The organism is Massilia cellulosiltytica (assembly GCF_047325105.1).
In the GTDB taxonomy this organism is placed as follows: Bacteria; Pseudomonadota; Gammaproteobacteria; order Burkholderiales; family Burkholderiaceae_D; genus Telluria; species Telluria orientalis.
Genome location: NZ_CP168562.1, coordinates 5,436,063 through 5,453,037 on the forward strand (window position 1 = coordinate 5,436,063; position 16,975 = coordinate 5,453,037).

The 16,975-nt window shown below is 67.3% G+C and carries 19 protein-coding genes; 12 read left to right on the forward strand and 7 right to left on the reverse strand.

Annotated features, from left to right (window positions below):
• The first annotated feature begins 18 nt into the window (after window positions 1-18).
• Window positions 19-879, forward strand: coding sequence for a hypothetical protein (locus ACEN9H_RS23720; RefSeq protein WP_056123456.1), 861 nt, complete (start codon window positions 19-21; stop codon window positions 877-879).
• On the opposite strand, the gene ACEN9H_RS23725 is transcribed toward ACEN9H_RS23720, so the two are convergent.
• From ACEN9H_RS23725 to ACEN9H_RS23755, 7 genes are read right to left on the reverse strand one after another with little or no spacing between them, the layout of a single operon-like run.
• Window positions 880-2,976, reverse strand: coding sequence for a flagellar biosynthesis protein FlhA (locus tag ACEN9H_RS23725; RefSeq protein ID WP_413672318.1), 2,097 nt, complete (start codon window positions 2,974-2,976; stop codon window positions 880-882).
• Window positions 2,973-4,112, reverse strand: coding sequence for a flagellar type III secretion system protein FlhB (gene flhB, locus ACEN9H_RS23730; protein WP_413672319.1), 1,140 nt, complete (start codon window positions 4,110-4,112; stop codon window positions 2,973-2,975). Before flhB ends, ACEN9H_RS23725 begins: the two co-directional genes overlap by 4 nt.
• The gene (gene fliR, locus ACEN9H_RS23735; RefSeq protein ID WP_056123448.1) at window positions 4,105-4,884 is read right to left on the reverse strand and encodes a flagellar biosynthetic protein FliR; all 780 of its coding nucleotides are present in this window, start codon (window positions 4,882-4,884) and stop codon (window positions 4,105-4,107) included. Before fliR ends, flhB begins: the two co-directional genes overlap by 8 nt.
• A complete protein-coding gene (gene fliQ / locus ACEN9H_RS23740) occupies window positions 4,884-5,153 on the reverse strand; it encodes a flagellar biosynthesis protein FliQ (protein ID WP_036235061.1) in 270 nt (89 codons plus the stop codon). The genes fliR and fliQ overlap by 1 nt, the downstream gene beginning before the upstream one ends.
• Window positions 5,154-5,164: 11 nt before the next feature.
• Entirely contained in the window at window positions 5,165-5,944 is a 780-nt protein-coding gene (gene fliP / locus ACEN9H_RS23745; RefSeq protein WP_056123445.1) for a flagellar type III secretion system pore protein FliP, read from the reverse strand.
• Window positions 5,941-6,306 (reverse strand): FliM/FliN family flagellar motor switch protein, encoded by a 366-nt coding sequence (locus ACEN9H_RS23750; RefSeq protein ID WP_371763713.1) that lies wholly within the window; start codon window positions 6,304-6,306, stop codon window positions 5,941-5,943. Before ACEN9H_RS23750 ends, fliP begins: the two co-directional genes overlap by 4 nt.
• A 5-nt stretch (window positions 6,307-6,311) precedes the next feature.
• Window positions 6,312-7,166: a FliM/FliN family flagellar motor switch protein gene (locus tag ACEN9H_RS23755; protein WP_160409558.1), complete on the reverse strand. Its 855-nt coding sequence runs from the start codon at window positions 7,164-7,166 to the stop codon at window positions 6,312-6,314.
• A gap of 350 nt (window positions 7,167-7,516) precedes the next feature.
• Between ACEN9H_RS23755 and ACEN9H_RS23760 the strand changes: the two genes are divergently transcribed.
• The 11 genes from ACEN9H_RS23760 to fliL are packed head-to-tail and all read left to right on the forward strand — an operon-like array spanning window position 7,517 to window position 16,971.
• Window positions 7,517-7,864, forward strand: coding sequence for a flagellar hook-basal body complex protein FliE (locus tag ACEN9H_RS23760; protein ID WP_056123639.1), 348 nt, complete (start codon window positions 7,517-7,519; stop codon window positions 7,862-7,864).
• A gap of 16 nt (window positions 7,865-7,880) precedes the next feature.
• Entirely contained in the window at window positions 7,881-9,641 is a 1,761-nt protein-coding gene (fliF, locus tag ACEN9H_RS23765; protein ID WP_413672320.1) for a flagellar basal-body MS-ring/collar protein FliF, read from the forward strand.
• Entirely contained in the window at window positions 9,622-10,644 is a 1,023-nt protein-coding gene (locus ACEN9H_RS23770) for a flagellar motor switch protein FliG (RefSeq protein ID WP_056123433.1), read from the forward strand. The genes fliF and ACEN9H_RS23770 overlap by 20 nt, the downstream gene beginning before the upstream one ends.
• On the forward strand, window positions 10,641-11,333 hold the full coding sequence (gene fliH / locus ACEN9H_RS23775; protein WP_056123431.1) for a flagellar assembly protein FliH: 693 nt from the start codon (window positions 10,641-10,643) through the stop codon (window positions 11,331-11,333). The genes ACEN9H_RS23770 and fliH overlap by 4 nt, the downstream gene beginning before the upstream one ends.
• The gene (gene fliI / locus ACEN9H_RS23780; RefSeq protein WP_056123428.1) at window positions 11,330-12,646 is read left to right on the forward strand and encodes a flagellar protein export ATPase FliI; all 1,317 of its coding nucleotides are present in this window, start codon (window positions 11,330-11,332) and stop codon (window positions 12,644-12,646) included. The genes fliH and fliI overlap by 4 nt, the downstream gene beginning before the upstream one ends.
• Window positions 12,643-13,095, forward strand: a complete 453-nt coding sequence (locus tag ACEN9H_RS23785) for a flagellar export protein FliJ (RefSeq protein WP_056123425.1) — start codon at window positions 12,643-12,645, stop codon at window positions 13,093-13,095. Before fliI ends, ACEN9H_RS23785 begins: the two co-directional genes overlap by 4 nt.
• 14 nt (window positions 13,096-13,109) lie before the next feature.
• Entirely contained in the window at window positions 13,110-14,567 is a 1,458-nt protein-coding gene (gene fliD / locus ACEN9H_RS23790; protein WP_413672321.1) for a flagellar filament capping protein FliD, read from the forward strand.
• 10 nt (window positions 14,568-14,577) lie between these two features.
• Window positions 14,578-14,967, forward strand: coding sequence for a flagellar export chaperone FliS (gene fliS, locus ACEN9H_RS23795; RefSeq protein WP_056123420.1), 390 nt, complete (start codon window positions 14,578-14,580; stop codon window positions 14,965-14,967).
• A complete protein-coding gene (locus ACEN9H_RS23800) occupies window positions 14,960-15,289 on the forward strand; it encodes a hypothetical protein (RefSeq protein ID WP_413672322.1) in 330 nt (109 codons plus the stop codon). The genes fliS and ACEN9H_RS23800 overlap by 8 nt, the downstream gene beginning before the upstream one ends.
• 2 nt (window positions 15,290-15,291) lie before the next feature.
• Window positions 15,292-16,458, forward strand: coding sequence for a flagellar hook-length control protein FliK (locus tag ACEN9H_RS23805; protein ID WP_413672323.1), 1,167 nt, complete (start codon window positions 15,292-15,294; stop codon window positions 16,456-16,458).
• A 51-nt stretch (window positions 16,459-16,509) separates the two neighbouring features.
• Window positions 16,510-16,971: a flagellar basal body-associated protein FliL gene (gene fliL / locus ACEN9H_RS23810; RefSeq protein ID WP_371763705.1), complete on the forward strand. Its 462-nt coding sequence runs from the start codon at window positions 16,510-16,512 to the stop codon at window positions 16,969-16,971.
• The last annotated feature ends 4 nt before the right edge of the window (window positions 16,972-16,975 follow it).

Below are 16,975 nucleotides of genomic sequence, written 5' to 3' on the forward strand. Positions count from 1 at the left end.
CTTTACACTGCCGAGATCATGGCCAGTCTATCCATCCCCGCCCTTCCGCCACCCGTCATCCCGGCGAGCGCGCCCGGCACCCTGCCGGCCACGCCGGTCGGCGCGGTCGCGGCCGCCGTCCCGGTCGCCTTGCTGCAGGCCGAGCTCGAGGCAATCCCGCTGCCGCTGCCTGCCGCGCAGCCGGCGCCCGCGCTGCCCGCCGGCGATGCCCTGCCCGATGCCGCGGCGATGCGTCCCGACCAGGTCGTGATGGCGCGCCAGCTCACCTGGCCGCGTCCGGACGGCGGTGCGCTCGCCACGTCGTGGCGCGGCATGGTGCGCAACTATGGCACCCAGCTCGTCACGCGCGCGGTGCAGGCGTCCCGGCAACAGTCGGGCCAGTCGCTGCCGGGCGCGCTGCTGCAGAGCGGGCTGGATGCGCGCGTGCTGCGCCAGGCCGATCTCGCGACCCTGCCGCCCGACGCCTGGCGGTTCACCGTGCATGCGGGCGGACCGCAGGCACAGCACCTGCGCGTGATCGGGGAAGAGGAACAATCGCAAAAACCGCAGCGCCGCCGGCGCCGTGCCGCGCTGCGCCTGGAACTGGTGCTGGCCGACGGCACCGTCGTCACGGTGCAGGCGGAGCCGCTGGCCGATGGGGTCATGCTCGAACTGTGCACGCTCGACCCGGGCACCCTGCTGCACCTGCGCGCCCTGCAGCCGCAGCTGGAAGACGCCGTGCGCCGCTCGGGCCTGCGCGTACTCGGCTGGACCTGGAACGACACCCTGCCGGAAGGCCGGGTGCACGCGCGCCTGCCGTCGACCGAGGCGGCCGCCGCCCTCAGCCTGCCCGTGTTCCGCGCGATGGCGGAACTGGCGCTGCTGCTGCCGGCGGCGTAATCAGCCGACCGTGCCGATGATCGAGACTTCCCGGTTCTCGGGAATCTCGTTATACGACAGCACGTGCAGCCCCGGCGCGAACAGGCGCGCGTAGCGGGCCAGCAGCGGGCGGATCTGCGGCAGCACCAGGAGCAGCGGCGGCGTCTGATGCTGCTTCATCTGCTCGCGCGCCACCGGCATGTTCAGCTGCAATTGCTGCAGCAGCTGAGGATCGATCGGATAGTTGTCCAGCACGACCTTGCCGCCGTTGCTCTGGCGCGCCTGGTTCAGGGAACCGAGCAGCATGTTTTCCAGCTCGCCCGACAGGTTAAACGCGGGCATGTCCTTCTTCTTGCCGTACAGGCCGGACACGATCTGGCGGCGCAGCGCGCAGCGCACCTCGGCCGCGAGCAGGATCGGATCCTTCGTCGTTTCCGAGCTGTCCAGCAAGGTGGTCGCGATCACGACGATGTCCTTCAGCGACACGTTCTCGGCCAGCAGCACACGGAACACGCGCAGGAGCTGCGTGTGCGTGAGCGCCTTGTCCAGCGCACCGGCCAGCTTCGGCGACAGCGCGGTGAGGCGCTCCATCAGCGCCGGCACGTCCTCGTGGCGGAACAGCTCCGCCATGTAGTCGCGCGCGACCTTGGACGTGTGCGTGGCGATCGCGCTCGGCACCTCGACGACCTGGTAGCCCTGCCCCAGCGCGTGTGCCTTCTGCTCCGGATCGATCCACGTGACGGCCATGCCGAACGCCGGTTCGATGCCGGGGATGCCGTCGATGTCGCCGTACACGTTCGGCGACGGGATCGCCATCAGGCATTCCGCCACGACCTCGCCCTCGGCCACGACGGTGCCGTTGATCGCGATCGCGTACTGGTTCGGGCGCAGCGTCAGGTCGTCGCGCACGCCGATGGGCGGCAGCAGCAGGCCCATCTGCTCGGACAGGCTCTGGCGCACGCCCTTGATCCGTTTGGTCAGCACCTCGCCCTGGGCCTTGTCGACCAGGTGCACGAGCTTGTAGCCGACGGTGATCGAGATCGGCTGCACGACGGGCAGCTGCTGCCAGTCGAGTTCCGGCACGCGGTCGTCGCGCAGCGCGGCCTCGATGGCGGCCACGCCCGATTCGTCCGGCGGCTTCACGTCTTCGCGCGCCAGCTTCCAGGCGACGTAGCCGATGGCCGCGGCGAACGCCATGAAGAACAGCGACGGCATGCCCGGCACCATCGCCAGGATCAGCATCACGCCGGCGGCCGAGTACAGGACCGAGGGGTTGGCCAGCAGCTGGCCGCCGACCTGCTGCTCGAAGTCGCCCGAGTCGCTGATGCGGGTGACGAGGATCGCCGCCGCGGCCGACAGCAGCAGCGCCGGCACCTGGGCCACGAGGCCGTCGCCGATGGTCAGCAGCGCATACTGGCGGAAGGCGTCGCCGAACGACAGGTCGTGCATCACCGCGCCGATCGCGACGCCGCCGATCATGTTGATGAGCAGGATGAGGATCGACGCGATCGCATCGCCGCGCACGAACTTGGAGGCGCCGTCCATCGCGCCGTAGAAGTCCGCTTCCGCCGCCACTTCCTTGCGGCGCAACTGCGCCTGTTCCTGGTTGACGAGGCCCGCGTTCAGGTCGGCGTCGATCGCCATCTGCTTGCCGGGCAGCGCGTCCAGCGTGAAGCGCGCGGACACTTCGGAGATACGTTCCGAACCCTTCGTCACGACGACGAAGTTGATGATCATGAGGATCACGAAGACGACGATACCGACGACGAAGTTACCGCCGATGACGACGTTGCCGAAGGCTTCGATCACGTGACCCGCCGCGCCCGTACCCTCGTGGCCGTGCAGCAGCACGACCCGCGTGGACGCCACGTTCAGCGCCAGGCGCAGCAAGGTGGTGCCGAGGATGACGGTCGGGAAGACCGAGAAGTCCAGCGGCCGCCTGGTCGAGACGGACGTCAGGATCACGATCAGCGCCAGCACGATGTTGAACGTGAACAGCACGTCCAGCACCGCGGGCGGCAGCGGCAGCATGATCATCGCCAGGAGCGTCAGCAGGAACGCCGGCGTGGCGATCTTCTGGCGGCGCAGCTCGAGCATCAAGCTGTTCAGGAAATTCATGTCGGGGATACCTCACTCAAAGCGGCCGGCACGGCCACGTCACTCGGGAACCGCGGGGCGGCCTGGCGCCGGCCCGCACGGAACGCATTCAATTGCAGCACGTAGTTCAGCACCTGCGACACCGCCTGGTACAGCGCGGCGGGAATCTGCTGCTGCACCTGGCTGGTGTTGTAGATGGCACGTGCCAGCGGCGGCAAGGCGATCGTCTCGATCTGGTGCTTCGCCGCGACGGAGCGGATGTACAGGGCCATCTCGTCGATGCCCTTCGCCACCACGAACGGCGCTTCCGCACGCTTGGTGTCGTACTTCAGCGCGACCGCGTAGTGCTCGGGATTCACGATCACCACGTCGGCGGTCGGCACCGTCTTGTTCACGTTGCGGCGTGCCATCTGCTGCTGCAGCTGGCGGATGCGCGCACGGATCTCCGGCTTGCCCTCGGTGCTCTTGTATTCTTCCTTCACTTCCTGCTTGCTCATGCGCTGGCTGCGCGCGAACAGGAAGGCCTGCAGCGGCACGTCGATCAGCGCGAACAGCACGAACACGGTGACGAGCGCCATCAGGCCGTCGAACATCATGCTGGCGCCGTGCAGCAGCGCGTCCGACAGCGGCATGCGCTGCAGGTTGACCCACGCCGACAGCGCCGAGCGCACGACGTGCACCAGCACCACGGCGAGCAGCGCGGCCTTGGCCACCGACGTCGCGAACGTCGTCCAGTGCTTGCCGGAGGCCAGGTTGCCGAGGTTCTTCACCGGCGAGAAGCGGTCGAACTTCGGCACCAGGTTGCTGGTCGAGACGGCCCAGCCGCCCGGCACCAGGCTCGCGGCGACGATCGCGAGCGGCACGGCGGCGAGCGGCAGCACCATCTTCACGAGCAGCACGGCGGCGCCGCTCCATACGACGGTCATCGCGTTTTCCATCGAACCGGCCGCGCCCAGCGGCGCGTACACGAGCCGGAACAGCGACCGGAACGACTCCAGGTAGTTCGGGAGCAGGAACGCGAACAGCTTCAGGCTCACCAGGATCCCGACGGCCGTGGCCAGGTCCTTCGAGCGGACGACGTGGCCCTGCTCGCGCGCCTTCTTGAGCTTCTGGGCTGACGCCTTTTCCGACTTGTCGCCGCCGGTATTGTCAGCCATGCGCCGCCCCCATCTGCTGCTGCAGCATCTCCAGCACCTGGTTCGTCATCTGCACATAGTGTTCCGGGATGAAGCGCACGACCTGCACGAGCATCATCAGGCCGAACAAGGTCACGAGCGAAAAGCCCAGCGAGAACAGGTTCAGCGACGGCGCGACCCGGTTCAGGAAGCCGAAGCCGATCTGCACGACCATCGTCGAAAACACGATCGGGAGCGCGAGCAGGATCGCGGCCGAGAACACCCAGCCCACGTTCAGCGCCACCGTCTCCAGCAGAAGACTGTTGTAGCCGCCGCCGACCGGCCACGCCTTGAAGCTCTGGCCCAGCACGCCCGCGAGCACGAGATGGCCGTCGACGGCGAAGAACACGAGGATCGCGACGATGCCCAGCAGGCCCGAGATCACGTCCGACTGCTGGCCGTTCATGGGGTCGTTCATCTGCGCCATCGAGAAGCCCACCTGGCTCGAGACGAGGAAGCCGAGCATGTTCACGACGGCCATCGTCAGCTGCAGGGCGAGGCCGATCACGCCGCCGATCACGGCCTGCTCGATCATCACGACGACGCCGGCCAGCGAGAACGGATCCGGCATGACGGCGCCTTTCGTCAGCGGCAGCATCAGGAACGCGAGCACCACGGACAGCAGCGCGCGCACCGGTACCGGCACCAGCGCGTCGCCGATGACGGGAGCCGTCGACAGCAGCGCCATCACGCGGCAGAACGGCCACCACAGCGCGCTGATGAACGGCAGCAGCAGGTGAGACACTTCCAGCATCAGCCGACCAGGGTCGCGGCGCGCTGGAACACGCTCACGCAATAGTCCATCAGTTTGCCGGTCATCCAGTGACCGGCGAGGATCAGGGCCACCAGCGTCACGAGGAGACGCGGCAGGAAGCTCAGCGTCTGCTCGTTGATCTGGGTGGCGGCCTGCACGAGGGCGACGATGACGCCGGCCACGAGGCCCGGCACCACCAGCACCATCACGAGCAGCATCACCAGCTGCAGGGCTTCGACGACGAAGTCGACGGCGATATCAGGAGTCATGTGAATGAATGCTAGATGCCGTGGATGCTGCCGACCAGCGTATTCACGGTCAGGGTCCAGCCATCGACGAGCACGAACAACAGGAGCTTGAACGGCAGCGAGATGACGAGCGGCGAGAGCATCATCATGCCCATCGCCATCAGCACCGACGACACCACGAGGTCGATGATCAGGAACGGAATGAACAGCATGCAGCCGATCTGGAACGCACTTTTCAACTCGGACAGCACGAAAGCGGCCAGCTTCACGGTGAAGCCGCGGTCCATCGGCTTCATCTCGGCCGGCTCGCCCGCCAGGTGCGCGATCTGGGCCAGCGCGGTCTTGCTCGTCTGGGCCAGCATGAAGCGCGACAGCGGTACCTCGGCGATCTTGAGCGCCTGCTCGAGCGAGATCTTGTCCTTGTCGTACGGGACGAATGCCTCGTTCCACACCTGCTCGCCGATGGGACGCATGACGAGCAGGGTCAGGATCAGGGCGACGCCGGTGATGATCCGGTTGGGCAGGCCCTGCTGCAGGCCCAGGGCCTGGCGCAGCAGCGACAGCACGATCACGAAGCGGGTGAAGCTGGTCATCATCATGACCATCACGGGCAACAGCCCGAGGATGGTCATCAGGACCAGGATCTGCGACTTCACTGTGAGGCCGCTGGACGAGCCGGGGATCACGCCGGGCAGCACGTCCGGTGCGGCCCATGCGCCTGCGCTGGCCAGCAAAAGAACGGCGCCCGCGATGGCGGGCGCAAAACGGTGCAAGGTGTGAGCCACCCCGGCACCGCGGCGTTGCAACGTCATGACGCGATCAGGTCCAGGTTGAGGCCGTCCAGATCGATCACCTTCAGGCCGTACTGCTCGCCCGCGACGACCACTTCGGCGCGCCCGATGGCGGCGCCGTTGACCTTGATGACGAGCGGCTCGCCCGCCATGGCGTCGAGCGGCAGCACGCTGTCCGGGCCGATCGCCATCAGTTCCTGCAGCGAGATGCGGGCCGAACCCACTTCCAGCGTCAGCGTCACCGGGATGCGGCGCATCATCTGCGGCAGGCGCGGCGCGGCCTTCGGTGCCGCTGCCGCGCTTTGCTTACCTTCTGCGGCTTCTTCCGCCAGCTCGTCGTCGATGAGGATGTCGTCACCGGCGAATTGATCGTTCAGGTTCATATTGATTACTCGGCGTCTTCAAAAGAGGTTAAACACAGCTTGCCTTTGTGCTCGGCGACGGCGGCGGTAAACAACCGCGCCTCGTCGAGCAGGACGTCGGCCCGGCCCACGTTCACCGGAATCACGTCGCCCACCTTCAGGTCGAACAGTGCGCCCAGGGTGATTTCCTTGCTGACCAGGCGGCCGTCCAGTTTGACCTGGAGCTTGGTCGCAAGGGGCTCGGCCGGACCGCGCGCGGCGGCCGGACGGCCAGTTTCCGGGCGCAGCGTGCCCAGGATCATGGCCATCAGCTGCTGGTCGGGCGCGATCCAGAACTGGCCGGTGTTGTCGTTGTTGTCACGGACCTGCAGGCGCAGGGCCCAGTTGCTTTCGCCGGGCATTGCCGAAGGCACCACGGCATTGGCCTGGATGGGCCGCGGCGCCACCTCCATTGCCACATTGACAGCGACGCGTGCATACAACAGATCCACCATTTGTTGCGTCAGTACGACGCCTAATCTTTCTTCGGTGGCCGTCACGCGCTCGGTTTGCGGGTCCCGCTGAGTTGCGCCGGCGCTACGTCCACCGTAGCGTCGCTCCAACAGTGTCAGTAATAAACCACGCTCGAACGTCACTGCGACGGTGCCCAGCGCACCCAATACGGCCATCCAGCGCAGGCTCGTTTCTTGCGGCACGCGGCCGAATTCCACGGTTTCGAGACGCCATCCGGCCCAGTAACGGCGTGCGCTGCCCTGCATGGCAGTGTCCAGGTCTTCCTGGAGACGCGCCGCAAACTGGGGCAGCAGATGTACCGGACGCCCTAGAAGACAGGGGTCGAGCACTTGGTGCTGCAGGGTGGTGTCGGGGTTTGCAATCGGCATGGTCAAGTTAAAAAAATGATAAGCAGAGATGCTTTCTTTTCATTCCTCTGGGCAACAATTATACCCGGGAAATTGTGTCACGCCATTTGATTTTCCCCTTTGAATTCGCCATTGCCCTACGGTAAGATGCTGTCACTGCGCTGGGGAAATCAAAAATTCACTCTGGGTATCGGACGAAACCGCTGCTATTCTCCTCGGTTCCGCGAGAGAAACCAAGCCACAGTATGACACTAAGAATTTAACAATTTTCTAAATGTCAACGGTTCTTGCAGAAAATGCAACGGCCGCAGGCGAAGCAAGATTGACTAAAAGTTACAACCGCAAACTTAAGCATGGGAGCGATGAACACGATGGGAACTGAACTTGCCGGCCTGATCCGGGCCGACCTGGCAGCCCTCACCAACGATGCCAACCGCCTCGCCGTCGTGGCGCCTGCGGTCGATGGCGGCCACCCCACCCTGGGCGATGGCAACGGCGGCTTCTCCTTCGCGCAGAGCATGAAGAATGCCCTGGTCAGCGTGGACCAGGACCAGCAGGTGGCCAACCAGAAGATGGCCGACGTGGACAGCGGCAAGAGCGACGACCTGGTCGGCGCCATGCTGTCGTCGCAGCAGGCCAACCTGTCCTTCTCCATGCTGATGCAGGTCCGCAACAAGGTGATGGGCGCCGTCGACGAGCTGATGAAGCTGCCGGTGTAACGGGAACGAACCGATCGTGATTGCTACTCTCAAGTCCGCCATCGGCGGCAAGCGCCTGGCCCTGCCGCCCGCGCTGACCAAGAACCTGACCCCGATGCTGGTGCTGGCCATCGGCATCACCGCGGCCGTCATGCTGTACATGTGGAACGACCAGGCCGGCTATAAACCGGTGTTCGGCGCCCACGAGAAAGTCGTCGCCAGCGACATGATGAGCGTGCTCGACGCCGAACACGTGCCCTACCGCATCCACCCGGATTCGGGCCAGGTCATGGTGCCGACCGGCCAGCTGGGCAAGGTCCGCATGCTACTGGCCGCCAAGGGCGTCACCGCGCAGCTGCCGGCCGGCCTGGAGCTGATGGACAAGAACGACCCGCTGGGCGTGTCGCAGTTCGTGCAGGACGTGCGCTTCCGCCGCGGCCTGGAAGGCGAGCTGGCGCAGTCGATCCTGACCCTGGACGCCATCGCCTCGGCGCGCGTGCACCTGGCCATCGCCAAGTCCTCGTCGTTCGTCGCCAGCGACGGCGACAAGTCGTCCGCCTCCGTCGTGGTGGCGGTCAAGCCGGGCCACACGCTGTCGAACGAACAGATCGCCGCGATCGTCAACATGGTCTCGGGCAGCGTCGCGGGCCTGGCGCCGGCGCGCGTGTCGCTCGTCGACCAGAACGGCAACTACCTGTCGTCGCGCGTGGACCTGACCGAAGGCTTCGACGGCGCCGCCCAGGGCGATGCCGCCGCCAAGCGCTACCAGGATGAAGCGCGCGCCAACGTGGCCGGCCTGCTCGGCCCCGTGCTCGGCGCCGACAACTTCAAGGTCAGCGTGACGGCCGACGTCGACAACGACAAGATCGAGGAAACGCAGGAGAAATACGGCGAAGCGCCAAAAGTCACCAGCGAAGCGATGCGCGAGGAGATGGAAAAGAGCCGCATGGCGCTGGGCGTGCCGGGCACGCTGTCGAACCGTCCGCCGGTCGCCGCCAATCCGCCGGCCGATCCGAACGCCGCCGCCAACGGCGCCGCCGCCGACCCGAACGCCAAGGCGGACGACGGCAGCGCACGCAAGAACGCGACGACGCGCCAGTACGCCTACGACCGCGCCATCACGCAGATCAAGCGCTCGCGCGGCCGCCTGAAGAAGCTGTCGGTGGCGGTGGTGCTGAACAACGCCAAGGCCGCGACGCCGAAGACGGGCTGGACCCCGGCCGAGATCGCCAACATCGACAAGATCCTGCGCGGCGGCCTCGGCATCGACGCCACCCGTGGCGACGTGCTGACGGTGTCCGCGCTGTCGTTCCCGGCCCCGGTCGCGGTCGAGCCGTGGTACCAGGAGCGCGACAACATCGTCGACATGGTCCGCTACGGCATGTATGCGCTGGGCGCTCTGCTCGGCTGGCTGCTGGTCCTGCGTCCGCTGATGCGCATGCTGAACCAGCGCGTCGCCCCGAAGCCGGCAGCGGCAGCGGCAGCCGCCGCACCGACCCTGGCGACCGTCCAGGCCGGCGCCAGCAACGCCCTGCCGGGCGCCGTGCACAGCGCCGGCGCGCTGCCGGCCCCGGGCGCCACCGCGGCGGCGGCCCTGCCGGGCGAAACGACGGCGGCATCGACCGGCGGCACGCTGCCGGTCCAGGCGCTGCTCGAAGAATACGATTTGCCCCCGGCCGGCTCGGCCGTGGATGTGATGGTCGACCACCTGAAAGTACTGGCGGGCAAGGAGCCGGAGCGGGTGGCGGAAGTGGTCAAACAATGGGTGCAAAAGAAAAATGGCGGATCTGAACAATAACGACGTGCAGGAAGCAGTGCTGAGCCCGGTCGAACAGGCCGCAATCGTATTGCTGTCCATCGGTGAAGAACCGGCTGCGGCCGTTCTGCGCTGCCTCGAACGCGAGGAATTGATCGAGCTGACCCAGGTGATGAGCCGCATGAGCGGCATCAAGGTCGACGCCGTGAAGAACTCGATCCAGAAGTTCTTCGACGACTACCGACAGCAGAGCGGCCTGCACGGCGCGTCGCGCAGCTACCTGAAGCGTTCGCTCGACCTGGCCCTGGGCAGCGAGATCGCCAATTCCGTGCTCAACACGATCTACGGCGACGCGATCCGCCCGATGATGGCGCGCCTGCAGTACGCATCGCCGAAGTGGCTGGCCGACTATATCGCCGCCGAACACGTGCAGATGCAGGCCGTGTTCCTCGCCTTCCTGCCGCCCGCGCTGGCCGGCCAGATCATCGATGCGCTGCCCGAAGGCAGCCGCGAGATGGTCCTGCTGAACCTGGCGCGCCTGGAAGAGATCGACCGCGACCTGCTCACCGAGCTGGAAGAGCTGGTGCAGCGCTGCCTGTCCGCACTGGACACGCAGAGCGCCACCGTGGAAGGCGTGCGCCAGGCGGCGGACATCCTGAACCGCCTGCCGAACAACCGCGCCACGATGGTCGAGCTGCTGCGCGCGCACGATCCGGATGTCGTGTCGAAGATCGAGATGTCGATGTACGACTTCTTCATCCTGTCGAAACAGACCGAACAGACCATCACCCGCCTGCTCGACGAGATCCCGCTGGAGCAGTGGGCGATCGCGCTCAAGGGTGCCGAACCCGCGCTGCGCGACGCGCTGCTCGGCGCGATGCCGAAGCGCCAGGCACAGAGCTTCGAGGACCTCATGAAGCGTTCCGGCCCGGTGCCGATGTCGCGCATCGTGCAGACGCGCCAGGAGATCATGGCGCAGGTCAAGGAGCTCGTCGACAACGGTGAGATCGAGGTCCAGCTGTTTGCCGAGGCGACTGCCGAATGAAGCAGTTCCGGCCTTATCACTTCCCGCCGCTGGCGCAGTTCATCGCCGCCGGCGCGGCCAAGGGCGCGCAATCGTCCTCCTCCGCCACGCCGACCGAGGACTGGCAGAGCGCGGTGGCCGACGGCTATCGCCAGGGCCAGCGCGAAGGCTATGAAGTCGGCCTGGACGAAGGCCGTGCCGACGGCTATGACGCGGGCCATGCCGAAGGCGTGGAACGCGGCATCGCCGAAGGCCGCCAGCAGGCGCTGGCCGAACTGGAGCAGATGGCCAAGCCGGTCGACGCCATGCTGCGCAGCCTGAAGAAGATGAAGACCGAATTCCGCAACGCCCAGCGCAAGGAAGTGGTGGACCTGGTCGGCAAGATCGCCCGCCAGGTGATCCGCGCCGAGCTGGCGCTGCAACCCGTGCAGATGCTGAACCTCGTCGACGAGGCGCTGGCCGCGATGCCGCCCACGCGCGACGAGGTGGAAGTGTTCATGAATCCGGAAGAACTCAAGCGCATCCAGGAACTCGATCCGAAGCGCGCCAAGAAGTGGAACCTGATGTCCGATCCTGCCCTGGACCTGGGCGAGTGCCGCGTGCGTGCGGGCGACCATGAAGTGGACGCCGGCTGCCAGAACCGCCTCGCCGCCTGCATGACGCAAGTCCGCGAAAGCCTGGACGCGACCGCGAAGGAGGACGCCGAGTGAGCGCACTGGCCGAAACCCTGCGCGCGCTCGAGATCAAGGCCCCGCCGGTCGCGACGCCCACCGGGCGCCTCGTCGCCGTGCAGGGCCTGCTGCTCGAAAGCGTGGGCTGCCGCCTGCACACCGGCCAGCGCTGCCGCGTCGAGACCGTCGACGGCTCGTGGCTCGACGCGCAGGTCGTGGGCTTCCGCGACAAGGTCACGTACCTGATGCCGTTCAAGCAGGCCGACGGCCTCGTGACCGGCGCGCGCGTGCTGCCGGCCACGGGCCCGTCCAGCATCCAGATCGGCCCCTCGTGGATGGGCCGCATGGTGAACGGCCTGGGCGAACCGATCGACGGCCGCGGCAAGCTGGGTGGAGAGGAAACCCTGTCGACGACGCCGCCGAAGGTCAACCCGCTGCGCAAGGCCCCGGTGGAAGAACCGCTGGACGTCGGCGTGCGCGCGATCAATTCGATGCTCACGATCGGCAAGGGCCAGCGCGTCGGCCTGATGGCCGGTTCGGGCGTGGGCAAATCCGTGCTGCTCGGCCTGATCACGCGCCAGACCGTGGCCGACGTGATCGTCGTGGGCCTGATCGGCGAGCGTAACCGCGAGGTGCGCGAGTTCATCGAGAAGTCGCTCGGCGCAGAGGGTTTGCGTCGAGCCGTGGTCGTGGTGGCGCCGGCCGACGAAAGCCCGCTGATGCGCGTGATGGCGACGGAACTGTGCCACTCGATCGCGGCGCATTTCCGCGACCGCGGCCAGAACGTGCTGCTGCTGTGCGATTCGCTGACGCGCTACGCGATGGCGCTGCGCGAAGTGGCGCTGTCGCTGGGCGAGCCGCCGGCCACGCGCGGCTACCCGCCGTCGGTGTTCTCGAACCTGCCGCAGCTCGTCGAATCGGCCGGCAACGGCGAAAACGAACAGGGCAGCATGAGCGCCATCTACACCGTGCTGGCGGAAGGCGACGACCAGCAGGACCCGGTCGTCGACAGCGCCCGCGCGATCCTCGACGGCCACATCGTGCTGACGCGCGAACTGGCCGAACGCGGACACTACCCGGCGATCGACGTGGCGCAATCCATCAGCCGCTGCATGGCGCAGGTGGTGACGCCGGAACACGCCCAGGCGGCGCGCAAGCTGAAGGCCGCGCTGGCGAAGCATGCGCGCGTGCGCGACCTGATCCCGCTCGGCGCCTACCAGCCGGGCGCCGATCCGGAAACCGACCGCGCCGTGAAGCTGAACCCGCACATCGAGGCGTTCCTGTGCCAGGGCACGCGCGAAGACGCGCCGTTCGCGGCCTGCGTCGACCAACTGAAAGCGATGATGGCATGAGCAAGCGCGAGACGATCACCAGCCTGGACACGCTCGTACGCGTGCGCAGCACCGAAGTGGAACGCATGCAGACGGCGCTGGCGAAGAAGGAGGCGACGCGCGTGCGCTTCCAGGCCAGCGTGGAGCGCCTGACGGCGCTGGCGGAAGGCAGCGGCCCGTCGGGGCAGCCGGCCGGCGCGCGCGCGCTGTCGCCGGCGCTGGCCATCAATTGCGGCAATTACAAGCAGGCCGTGTTCGCGCTGGCGGATACGCACCGGACCGACCTGCAGTTGCACGAGGCCGACATGGCCGTCGCGCAGAAGCATCTGGCCCAGGCCTGGACGCGGCGCGAGCTGCTGGGCAAGGTGCTGGAGCAGCACGAGGTCGCGTATGCGCGTGCGCAGGAACGCACGCAGCGCAAACGCGAAGACGAGATCGCCACGCAGTCGTGGCTGGCAAAGAACGCATAAGCAGGAGAACCGATATGGCAACGAGCGCGATCACCGCCCCCACCTACGACCCGACCAGCACCGCCAAGGCCCTGGCCGACAAGTACATCGAAGGTGCACAGACCCAGCTGACCACGCAGACCAATACGGCGAACGCCACGGCCAAGGCCCTGACGACGCTGAGCTCCGCGATCTCGGCTTACCAGACGTCCCTCGCCAGCCTGGCCGGCATCGGCAAGTCGATGCTCGCCCAGAGCGCCACGTTGTCCGACACGACGCTTGGTACGGCCACCGCCAGCTCAACCGCGACGCCCGGCACCTACAGCGTCTTCGTCAAGCAGGTGGCCACGCCGAGCCAGATCGCCTACAACCTGGGCGACTTCGACCTGAGCGCGGAACAGCAGCCCGATGGCACCTACCAGCCCGGCGTATTGAAGCTGAACCTGGCCGACCCGGCCGACCTCGCCGCGACCCCCGTCACCATCAACGTCGACCTCGCCGCCGCCGATGCGGACAAGAACGGCACGCTCACCGCGCGCGAGCTTGCGGTGGCCATCAACCAGTCCGCCGACAATGGCGGCAAGGTCACGGCCGGCATTGTCACGATCGGCACCGGCGCCAGCGCGACGTCGCGTCTCGTGCTGTCGTCGACGGGCACCGGCGCGGCGAACACCATCTCGCTCGATACGACCGGCGTGCTCGACGCCAACCTGCAGGCCGCCCTGAACGCCGCGCCCACGGTCATGAGTACAGCCCAGGACGCCATCGTCAACTTCGGCGATCCCACCGACCCCACGACGGAAGTCAAGCAGGCATCGAACACCTTCACGAACATCGACGGCGTATCGTTCACGGCGACCAAGGCCCAGGCCCCGGGCGCCACGCCGATCACCTTGACGGTGGGCGGCAACGCCTCCGGCACGACGGCGAACGTGCAGGCGTTCGTCGACGCCTACAACAAACTCAAGAGCGCACTCGACGGTCTCCTCTCGGCGGGCGACCCCAAGAACAACGTCGCGGCCGGCGCGTTTGCTCACGACGCGGGCGTGACCGCGCTGCGCAACCGCGTCGTCGACCTGCTGCGGCCGAGCGGCGTGCTGTCGCTGGCCAGCTACGGCATCACGGCCGCGCACGACGGCACCCTCAGCCTGGATTCGACGCGCCTGCAAAAGCAGCTGGCCGTCAATCCGAGCGGCCTCGACACGCTGATCGGCACCGCCAGCACGTCGGCGCCGACAGGCATCGCGGGCTCGCTGAACACCTACCTGAACATGTGGAGCAATGCGACCACCGGCCAGATCCAGGAGCGTACCGACGCCAACAGCAGTCTGCAGTCGCGCCTGACCGAGCGCCAGACGGATCTCGATGACAAGTACAACGCGGCCTATCAGCGCTACCTGAAACAGTACACGGCCCTGCAGGCCCTGCAGTCGACCATGCAAAACAATTCTTCGATGTTCAGCGCGCTGTTCAACAGCAACTCATCCAACTGAGAGATTCGAGATGTCTTATACCGAAGCCTACAGCAGCTATCACGCCACCAGCCTGGACGCGCAAACGTCGCGCGCCTCGCCGATCGAACTCGTCCTGGTGCTGACCGACGGCCTGCTCGACGAACTGGCGCGCGCCCGCGCCCACATCGTGGCCAAGCGCTACGAACAGCGCGCCAACAGCATCAACAAATGCGTCGACATCATCAACGGACTGTCCAGCTCGCTCGATTTCGAGACCGGCGGCCAGGTCGTCGCCAACCTCGCCAACCTGTACGACTTCTGCGTCACGCACCTGCATGGCGCCGGCATCAAGCAGGACCCGGCGATGATCGACGAGGTCGTGCGCATCCTGACCACCATCCGCCAGGGCTGGGCCGGCGTACAGGCGCGTAATGGCTGACGCGACCGACCGGCAGGCACGGCTGGCGCTGTTGGGCAATACCCTGCAGGACGCCGCCGCGCGCCAGGACTGGGACCGGCTGGGCGAACAGGCCCGTGCCCTCTTCCCGGCCTTGCGCGCCCTCGCCGCACAGGGCCCGTGGAACGCCGGGGAACGCGCCGCGCTGGAACGCGTGCGTGCCCAGCACGACACGGCCGCGCGCCACGTGGCCGCCGCCGCGCGCGCGCTCGAACCGCGCCTGGAAGAGATGCGCGCCAACAAGGACGGCTGGATCGCCTACGCGATGCACAGCGAAACAGAATCAGGCGCAAGCCAGGAATGACCATGATGCTCAACACCGTAAACCCGTCCACGTCGGCCCTGCCGGCCGCCAAGCAGGCGAATGCCCCGGCTGCCGCCAAGGACGCACCGACCGCGGCGGCACCCGCGCAATCCACGGCCGCCGGCGCCGCGCCGGCGCCTGCGCCGGCGCCGGGCAAGACGTTCGCCCGCTGGCTCGGCCTGCAGAACGTCGCGGGCGCACAGGTGCCGACCGACGCCGCGGCGGATCCGGCAGCGGACGCCGCCGCCGCGCAAGCGAGCGCGCCCACCGATGCCGCGACCGCCGCCGCGACCGACACCGCGCCGGCCGACGCTGCCGCCACGCCGGACAATCCCCTGCTGGCCGCGATGACGATGCCGCTGATGCCGCTGTCGCCGCAACAGGTCACCCAGGCCGTGCAGGCTGCCCAGGGCGGCGCGCACGCCGGCACGGACGAGGCCGGCAAGGCCGACACGCCGGCGCAGCCGCTCGCAGTCTCGGGCCAGGATGCCCGCCGCGCACCGGTGGCCCTGCCGCAGGCCGTGCTCGCGCAAGCCGCCCAGCAGGATGCGACCGCCGCCACCGTGCGCCTGGCCGTCCAGGGCAATCCCGCCAATGGCAACGCCGGTACCGGCGGCCAGGACGCTGCGACGGACGGGTCCGGTGCTCAGGGCGTCCAGCCGGGCACCGCCACGGCCGCGCCGGTTGCGGGCGCCGTGACCTTGCCGGCTGCCCAGCCGGCCGCCGACACCGTCAAGCTGGCCGGTCCGCCGACGGCATGGCGCCAGACTCTGCAGGAAACGCTGGGCGACCGCCTGAACGTCCACGTCGCGGGCAACGTGCAGCAGGCCACGATCAGCATCGAGCCGCCCCAACTGGGCCGCATCGACATCGCGATCCGCCACAGCGCCGGCACGCTGGAAGTGAACATCTCGGCCACCAACGGTGACGTGCTGCGCCAGCTGCAGACCGTCAGCGACAACCTGCGCAACGATTTGTCGCAGCGCCAGTACACGGAGGTCGCCGTGACGGTGACACCGGCACCCAAGAACAATGCGGCGCCGTTCGGCGATCCGCAGCAGCAGGGCCGCGGCCGCCAGCAAGGCCGCGACCAGGACAACGAGCCCGGCCGCGGTCTGGCCGAAGCCGGCAACCCCGCGTCCGTGTTCAATCTCGGCCGCGACTCGTAAGCAACGGACGAATCGAGAGCGCTTTCGGGCGCAAGTACCAACATGAGCAAAATGAAAATGATTATTGCCATCGCCGGCGCCGTGATCGTGAGCGCGGCCGGTGCGGGTGGCGCGGTCTGGTGGTTCATGCCCAAGCCCGCGGCAGCCGCCGGCGCGGCGAAAAGAGCGGAAGCGGAAAAGGCCAGGGAAGGCAAGCCGGTCAAGTACGTGACGCTGGACAAGGTCATCGTGATGCTGCGCCGCGGCCCGGACGACGCCGACACCCACTACCTGTCGACCGACCTCGTCTTGTCGACGGAAGCGGCGAAGGAAAAGGAAACGAAGGAAAACCTGCCGCTGCTGCGCAGCCTGGCGGTGCGTACCCTGTCGGCCTACACGATGAAGGAAGCGGCCGGCATGACGGTGGAACAGTACGCGGAAGAACTAAACAAATCCTTCGACGCCAATTATGAGCACGAGCACACGGAAAAACCGTTCGTGCAAGTCATGATCGGCAAGCTGATCATCGAATAACCAT

Excerpts from the sequence above, each read along its gene's own strand:
- ACEN9H_RS23720 (WP_056123456.1), top strand. The coding sequence starts at position 19 with ATGGCCAGTCTATCCATCCCCGCCCTTCCGCCACCCGTCATCCCGGCG.
- ACEN9H_RS23725 (WP_413672318.1), bottom strand. The coding sequence starts at position 2,976 with ATGAATTTCCTGAACAGCTTGATGCTCGAGCTGCGCCGCCAGAAGATC.
- flhB (WP_413672319.1), bottom strand. The coding sequence starts at position 4,112 with ATGGCTGACAATACCGGCGGCGACAAGTCGGAAAAGGCGTCAGCCCAG.
- fliR (WP_056123448.1), bottom strand. The coding sequence starts at position 4,884 with ATGCTGGAAGTGTCTCACCTGCTGCTGCCGTTCATCAGCGCGCTGTGG.
- fliQ (WP_036235061.1), bottom strand. The coding sequence starts at position 5,153 with ATGACTCCTGATATCGCCGTCGACTTCGTCGTCGAAGCCCTGCAGCTG.
- fliP (WP_056123445.1), bottom strand. The coding sequence starts at position 5,944 with ATGACGTTGCAACGCCGCGGTGCCGGGGTGGCTCACACCTTGCACCGT.
- ACEN9H_RS23750 (WP_371763713.1), bottom strand. The coding sequence starts at position 6,306 with ATGAACCTGAACGATCAATTCGCCGGTGACGACATCCTCATCGACGAC.
- ACEN9H_RS23755 (WP_160409558.1), bottom strand. The coding sequence starts at position 7,166 with ATGCCGATTGCAAACCCCGACACCACCCTGCAGCACCAAGTGCTCGAC.
- ACEN9H_RS23760 (WP_056123639.1), top strand. The coding sequence starts at position 7,517 with ATGGGAACTGAACTTGCCGGCCTGATCCGGGCCGACCTGGCAGCCCTC.
- ACEN9H_RS23770 (WP_056123433.1), top strand. The coding sequence starts at position 9,622 with ATGGCGGATCTGAACAATAACGACGTGCAGGAAGCAGTGCTGAGCCCG.
- fliH (WP_056123431.1), top strand. The coding sequence starts at position 10,641 with ATGAAGCAGTTCCGGCCTTATCACTTCCCGCCGCTGGCGCAGTTCATC.
- ACEN9H_RS23785 (WP_056123425.1), top strand. The coding sequence starts at position 12,643 with ATGAGCAAGCGCGAGACGATCACCAGCCTGGACACGCTCGTACGCGTG.
- fliD (WP_413672321.1), top strand. The coding sequence starts at position 13,110 with ATGGCAACGAGCGCGATCACCGCCCCCACCTACGACCCGACCAGCACC.
- fliS (WP_056123420.1), top strand. The coding sequence starts at position 14,578 with ATGTCTTATACCGAAGCCTACAGCAGCTATCACGCCACCAGCCTGGAC.
- ACEN9H_RS23800 (WP_413672322.1), top strand. The coding sequence starts at position 14,960 with ATGGCTGACGCGACCGACCGGCAGGCACGGCTGGCGCTGTTGGGCAAT.
- ACEN9H_RS23805 (WP_413672323.1), top strand. The coding sequence starts at position 15,292 with ATGATGCTCAACACCGTAAACCCGTCCACGTCGGCCCTGCCGGCCGCC.
- fliL (WP_371763705.1), top strand. The coding sequence starts at position 16,510 with ATGAAAATGATTATTGCCATCGCCGGCGCCGTGATCGTGAGCGCGGCC.